At 70.5% G+C, this 6,011-nt stretch carries 5 protein-coding genes; 2 read left to right on the top strand and 3 right to left on the bottom strand.

Annotated features, from left to right (window positions below; translation table 11 throughout):
• Window positions 1–242: 242 nt before the first annotated feature.
• Genes ACLJQF_RS46960 through mptB form a run of 3 tightly spaced genes read right to left on the bottom strand, consistent with a single transcriptional unit; the run spans window position 243 to window position 3,589 of the window.
• Complete coding sequence (locus ACLJQF_RS46960; protein WP_410617027.1) at window positions 243–1,028, bottom strand: ABC transporter permease; 786 nt, start codon at window positions 1,026–1,028, stop codon at window positions 243–245.
• The gene (locus tag ACLJQF_RS46955) at window positions 1,025–1,951 is read right to left on the bottom strand and encodes an ABC transporter ATP-binding protein (RefSeq protein WP_410617026.1); all 927 of its coding nucleotides are present in this window, start codon (window positions 1,949–1,951) and stop codon (window positions 1,025–1,027) included. Before ACLJQF_RS46955 ends, ACLJQF_RS46960 begins: the two co-directional genes overlap by 4 nt.
• A gap of 6 nt (window positions 1,952–1,957) precedes the next feature.
• Window positions 1,958–3,589: a polyprenol phosphomannose-dependent alpha 1,6 mannosyltransferase MptB gene (gene mptB / locus ACLJQF_RS46950; protein WP_410617028.1), complete on the bottom strand. Its 1,632-nt coding sequence runs from the start codon at window positions 3,587–3,589 to the stop codon at window positions 1,958–1,960.
• Window positions 3,590–3,710: 121 nt separating this feature from the next.
• Between mptB and ACLJQF_RS46945 the strand changes: the two genes are divergently transcribed.
• Together ACLJQF_RS46945 and sufB are read left to right on the top strand one after the other, a co-directional pair.
• Complete coding sequence (locus tag ACLJQF_RS46945; RefSeq protein WP_410617025.1) at window positions 3,711–4,565, top strand: helix-turn-helix transcriptional regulator; 855 nt, start codon at window positions 3,711–3,713, stop codon at window positions 4,563–4,565.
• Window positions 4,562–6,010: a Fe-S cluster assembly protein SufB gene (sufB, locus tag ACLJQF_RS46940; RefSeq protein ID WP_020645296.1), complete on the top strand. Its 1,449-nt coding sequence runs from the start codon at window positions 4,562–4,564 to the stop codon at window positions 6,008–6,010. Before ACLJQF_RS46945 ends, sufB begins: the two co-directional genes overlap by 4 nt.
• Window position 6,011: the final 1 nt, after the last annotated feature.

The following is a 6,011-nucleotide window of genomic DNA, read 5'->3' as shown; positions in this document are numbered from 1 at the left end:
GTTGCACCTCGCAGCCCTCTCGGGTGCGCCCGTTCAGGGGGATGTGGGGCCCGTCACCAGCGCCTTCACCCTCCCGCACCCTCGTGAGTGGTAATTCGGGTTAGAACCCTAATTACCACTCACGACCAGCCGCGGCAGACCGCTCACCTGCAATCTTCCCGGACTGGCGCACACCCGCGCGAATTCGCCAACAGCATCGTTGGAGGCACCGAACGCCACCTTGGGGCGTTTGAGAACCAGGGTCAGGTGAGCTTGGTCGTGCGCGAAGCCAGCGCCCCCGCGAGCACCGCCCAAACGGCCAGCACCGCGAGCGGCCCGGGCGCGAACGAGCCGTCCACCAACGCCGCGCGCATCCCCTCCGCCAGCGCGCCCGACGGCAGCAGCTCCACCACACGCGCCATCCCCGCGGGCAGCGACGACGGCGCCAGCAGGATCCCGCCCGCCAGCAGCAGCACGAACCACACGATGTTCGCCAGCGCCAGCACGGCTTCCGCCCGCAGTGCCCCACCCAGAAGCACACCGAGCGCCCCGAACGCCAGCGTCCCGAGCACCAGCAGCAGAACCGCCGACAAGAGACCGGACAGCGAAGGCGACCACCCGAGGAAAGCCGCCACCACGCCGATGATCACCGACTGCAGGGCCACCACCACCAGCGCCGCCGCCAGACGACCCGCCACCAGGAGCCAGCGCGGCAACGCGGTGGCCGAGAGGCGCTTCAGCACCCCGTAGCGCCGGTCGAAGCCGAGGGCGATCGCCTGGCCGGTGAAGGCCGACGACATCACCGCCAGCGCCAGGATCCGGGGCGTGATCCAGTCCACCTTCGGAACAGCGCCCAATGAAGACGCCGGCAGGATGTCCAACAGGGACAGCCCGATCAGCAACGCCAGCGGGATGAGCAGCGTCAGCAGCACCTGCTCGCCGTGGCGCAGGGTCAGGCTCACCTCGATGCGCGCGTGCGTGCGCAGCATCCGGCCCAGCGACCCCCGTCCGGGCGCCGGGACGAAAACGCCGGGCTCGAAAACGCTCATGCCCGCAGCTCCCGTCCGGTCAGCTCCAGGAAGACCTCTTCCAAGGTCCGCTTGCCGACCTGCAGTTCCTCCGGCAGCACGCCCTGCTGCGCGCACCACGCCGTCACCGTCGACACCACCTGCGGGTCGACCGAACCGACCACCGTGTACGTTCCCGGCGCCGACTCGCGCACCGCGTAGCCCTCCGGCAGTGCCGCGGTCAGCAACGCCGTGTCGAGCCGCGTGCGGGCCTTGAACCGCAGCCCCGCGTTGCCCGTCTCGTCCACCGTCAGCGACTGGGGTGCGCCCGACACCACGACCTTGCCGTGGTCCACGATCACCACCGTGTCGGCCAATGCCTCGGCCTCCTCCATCAGGTGCGTGGTCAGCAGCACCGAGACGCCGTCGGCGCGCAGCGCGCCCAGCAGGTCCCACACCAGGTGCCGGGCCTGCGGGTCCATGCCCGCGGTCGGCTCGTCGAGGAACACCAGTTCCGGCCGCCCGACCAGGGCGCAGGCCAGCGAAAGCCGTTGCTGCTGGCCGCCGGAGAGGCGCTTGAACGGCGTCCGGCGCACCGACGTCAGCCCGAGGACGTCCAGCAGCCAGGCCGGGTCCAGCGGGGTCGCCGCACAGGAGGCCACCAGCCGCAGCATCTCGTCGGCGCGGACGCCGGGGTAGGCGCCGCCGCCCTGGGGCATGATCCCGATCCGGGGGCGCAGCGCGGCCGACTCGCGGACCGGGTCGAGACCGAGCACGCGCACCGCACCGGCGTCAGCGCGGAGGAAGCCCTCGCAGACCTCGACCGTGGTGGTCTTGCCGGCCCCGTTCGGGCCGAGCAGGGCCAGCAGGCTGCCGCGCTCCATGCGCAGGTCGAGGCCGTCGACCGCGCGGGTGGAACCGTAGCTTTTGACCAGCCCGCTGATCTCGACGGCAGGGACACTCACGTCGGGTCACGATACGGCGTCGACCGGCTCGGGCACCCGCGGGGACGGCTTGGAGAGCAACACGGGGGCGAGCCGCCGCACGATCAGCATCCCGCCGCCGCAGACGACGATCGCCGCGACGTAGGCGAACGGCAGCACGTACGGGCGGCCGTCGAAGGTGCTGCCGGTCGGCGGGAGCAGGAACGGCAAGGCCGCGCTGATCACCGTCGCGGCGACGCGGAACCTCGACGTCCCGGCCGCGGCGGCCAGCGGGATGACCGCCCACAGCAGGTACCACGGCTGCAGGTTGATCTGCAGGAGCATCACCGCGCCGAGGGAGACGCCGAGCCCGATGATCGGCCGGTAGCGCCACTTGAAGCTGTCCCAGAGGAACTTGACGGTGATCCCGACGGCGACCAGGTAGCCCAGCGCGCCCAGGATCGGGACCAGCGCGTTCGTGTGGTTGCCCAGCCCCAGCGCGATGCCGAGGACGCCGGAGAGGTTGGCCAGCTCGGCGGTGGGGGAGATCCAGGAGCGGACCAGGCCGGGGGTGTTGAACGTCGCCCCGACCCAGCCGAAGCCGAGGCCGGTGCCGAAGCAGACGGCGACCAGGACCACGCCGAACCACAGCGCCATCGGCGCGCCGGCCAGGAACAGGTCCTTGAGCCGGCCGTGCCGGCGCCGCGCCACCATCACGGCGAAGAACGGCAGCGCGAACACCGCGGGCAGCTTCACCGCGACGCCGAGGGTGATGATCGCGACGCCGAGTCCGATGTACCGCAGTTCGCCGCGGGCCAGCGGGGGTGGCGTGTCGCCCTTCACCCGGATCGGCAGCCGCCGGATGCCGATCTCCAGCCCGGCGAGCATCAGGCCGACGGCGAGCGAGTCGTTGTGGGCGCCGGCCACGAAGTGGAAGATCAGCAGCGGGTTCAGCGCGCCGAGCCACAGCGCGGTCGCGGGCTGGACGCCGAAGCGGCGGGCCAGCCGGGGGAGCGCCCAGACGATGAGCACCACGCCGGCGAGCGCGAGCAGCCGCTGCAGCAGCACGCCGACCGCGATGCTGTTCCCAGCGAGCGGGGCGAGCCAGCCGCCGAGGCGCAGCACCAGGGGCCCGTACGGCGCCGGCGTCTCGCGCCACATGTTCGACACGCCCGCGGTGAACGGGTCGGCCACGCCCAGCGCCTGCGCCGGGCCGAGCACGTACGGGTCCATCCCGCGGTGCACGATCTCGCTCTGCGCCAGGTAGCTGTAGACGTCGCGGGAGAACAGCGGCGGGATGACCAGCAGCGGGAGCACCCACAGCGCGATGGTGCGCGCGAGCTGCCCCTGTGACGCCAGCCGCTCGCGGCTGGGCGCGGCGAACCGGCCGAGCATCAGCCAGCTCAGCACCAGGATGCCCATCCCGGAGATGGCGATGGCCAGCGACACCGTCGGGATCCGGGTGAACAGCCGCAGCACCGGGATCTCCTGTACCGGGTTGATCACCGGGGCGGCGCCGGCGCCGAGCGAGCCGAGCGCGAGGAACAGAGACCCGACCGTGCCGAAGCGGCGGACGACGTTCAGCCCGCGCTGTTCGGCGGCTTCCAGGGGGAGCGGTTCGCGGGGGTGGACGGGCGAGAGCGTCACGGGGTGGGCACTCCCGGTTTCGAGCCGTGCCACTTGCTGCTCCTGTTCGCCCACTGCCACGCGTGCAGGGTATCGGCCCACCCGGCGAGTGAGTCGGGTCACTGCCGGACACCCCGCCTTTGCCGACCGCGAGGAAATAAGACACACTTGTGTTGTGAAAAAGACGGAGACGGGTGACCAGGCGGGCGGCGACCTGCCCCGCGCCGTGCACCCGCACGTCCCGTCGCAGGTCAGCGCCGAGGGCAAGACCCGGCAAGAGGTCGCCCGGCTGCTGCTGGAACAGGGTCCCATGACCGCCGTCGTGGTCGCCGAGCAGCTCGGGATCAGCCCCACCGCCGTCCGCCGGCACCTCGACGCGCTTCTCGCGGATGGCGAAGCCGAGACGCGCGACGCGCCCCGCCGCGGACCCCGAGGCAGGGGTCGTCCCGCGAAGCTCTTCCTGCTCACCGAGCCCGGCCGCGCCCGCTTCGGGCACGCCTACGACGACCTGGCCGTCTCCGCGATCCGCTTCCTCGCCGAGCACGCCGGGGAGGACGCCGTCCGCGCCTTCGCCGAGCAACGCATCGAGAAGCTGGTCGGCCCGCACCGCTCCGCGATCACCGCACCGGGTGATCCGGCGGCACGTGCGGAGGCCCTCGCGACCGCTCTGAGCAGGGAAGGCTACGCTGCGTCGACCCGTCAGGTCGGCGCTGGTGCCCTCGAAAAGCCGGCCCCCGGTCAGAACGTCGGCGCGCAGCTCTGCCAGCACCACTGTCCGGTCGCCCACGTGGCCGCGGAGTTCCCGCAGCTGTGCGAGGCCGAGACCGAGGCGTTCGCGCAGCTGCTGGGCACCCACGTCCAGCGGCTGGCGACCATCGCACGCGGTGATTCCGCATGCACCACCCACGTACCCGCTTCGGCGGGTCACCCGGCCCATCCCGAGCCGGGAAGCACAAAGCGTCCGAAGGCGGCCCAAGGGCAGCTCACCGGGCGCGAAGCACGGATCCCGAATGGAGGGAAACCCGCATGACTGCCGCTGCCGAGCAGCGCACTCCCACCACCGCGCCACTGAGCCAGGAAGAGACCATCGAGTCCCTTGGCAAGTACGCGTTCGGCTGGGCCGACTCCGACGAAGCGGGCGCCAGCGCCCGTCGCGGGCTGAACGAGGATGTCGTCACCGACATCTCCGGGAAGAAGTCCGAGCCGGAGTGGATGCGCGAAGCGCGACTGAAGGCGCTCAAGCTCTTCGAGAAGAAGCCCATGCCCAACTGGGGGGCCGACCTCTCCGGGATCGACTTCGACAACATCAAGTACTTCGTCCGCTCCAGCGAGAAGCAGGCTGCGAGCTGGGAAGACCTTCCCGAGGACATCAAGAACACCTACGACCGGCTGGGCATCCCCGAGGCGGAGAAGCAGCGCCTCGTCGCCGGGGTCGCGGCGCAGTACGAGTCCGAGGTCGTCTACCACTCGATCCGCGAGGACCTCGAGAAGCAGGGCGTGCTCTTCCTCGACACGGACACCGCGCTCAAGACGCACCCGGAGCTGTTCGAGGAGTACTTCGGCTCGGTCATCCCGGCCGGCGACAACAAGTTCTCCGCGCTGAACACGGCGGTCTGGTCCGGCGGCTCGTTCATCTACGTGCCCAAGGGCGTCAAGGTGGACATCCCGCTGCAGGCCTACTTCCGGATCAACACCGAGAACATGGGCCAGTTCGAGCGCACCCTGATCATCGTCGACGAAGACGCCTACGTGCACTACGTCGAGGGCTGCACGGCGCCGATCTACCAGTCCGACTCGCTGCACTCGGCGGTCGTGGAGATCATCGTCAAGAAGGGCGCCCGCTGCCGCTACACGACCATCCAGAACTGGTCGAACAACGTCTACAACCTGGTCACCAAGCGCGCCAAGTGCGAAGCGGGCGCGACCATGGAATGGATCGACGGCAACATCGGTTCCAAGGTGACGATGAAGTACCCGTCGGTGTTCCTCATGGGCGAGCACGCCAAGGGCGAGGTCCTCTCGGTCGCATTCGCGGGCGAGGGCCAGCACCAGGACGCGGGCGCCAAGATGGAGCACCTCGCGCCGTACACCTCTTCGACCATCGTGTCGAAGTCGGTGGCGCGCGGCGGCGGCCGCACCTCCTACCGCGGCCTGGTCCGCGTCGCGAAGCGCGCGCACCACTCGCGCTCCAGCGTCGTCTGCGACGCGCTGCTGGTGGACACCATCTCGCGGTCGGACACGTACCCGTACGTGGACATCCGCAACGACGAGGTGTCCATGGGCCACGAGGCCACGGTGTCGAAGGTCAGCGAAGAGCAGCTGTTCTACCTGATGTCGCGCGGTCTCGACGAGGCCGAGGCAATGGCGATGATCGTGCGCGGCTTCGTGGAGCCGATCGCCCGTGAACTGCCGATGGAGTACGCGCTCGAGCTGAACCGCCTGATCGAGCTCCAAATGGAAGGGTCCGTCGGCTAGT

It is taken from the genome of Amycolatopsis sp. lyj-109 (genome assembly GCF_046548995.1).
GTDB lineage: Bacteria > Actinomycetota > Actinomycetes > Mycobacteriales > Pseudonocardiaceae > Amycolatopsis.
The sequence above is the reverse complement of the archived record's forward strand: the minus strand, read 5'-3'. Positions and strand labels throughout refer to the sequence as shown.

Bases quoted from the DNA above. Each gene is read 5' to 3' on its own strand.
- ACLJQF_RS46960 (WP_410617027.1), bottom strand. From the start codon at position 1,028: ATGAGCGTTTTCGAGCCCGGCGTTTTCGTCCCGGCGCCCGGACGGGGG.
- sufB (WP_020645296.1), top strand. From the start codon at position 4,562: ATGACTGCCGCTGCCGAGCAGCGCACTCCCACCACCGCGCCACTGAGC.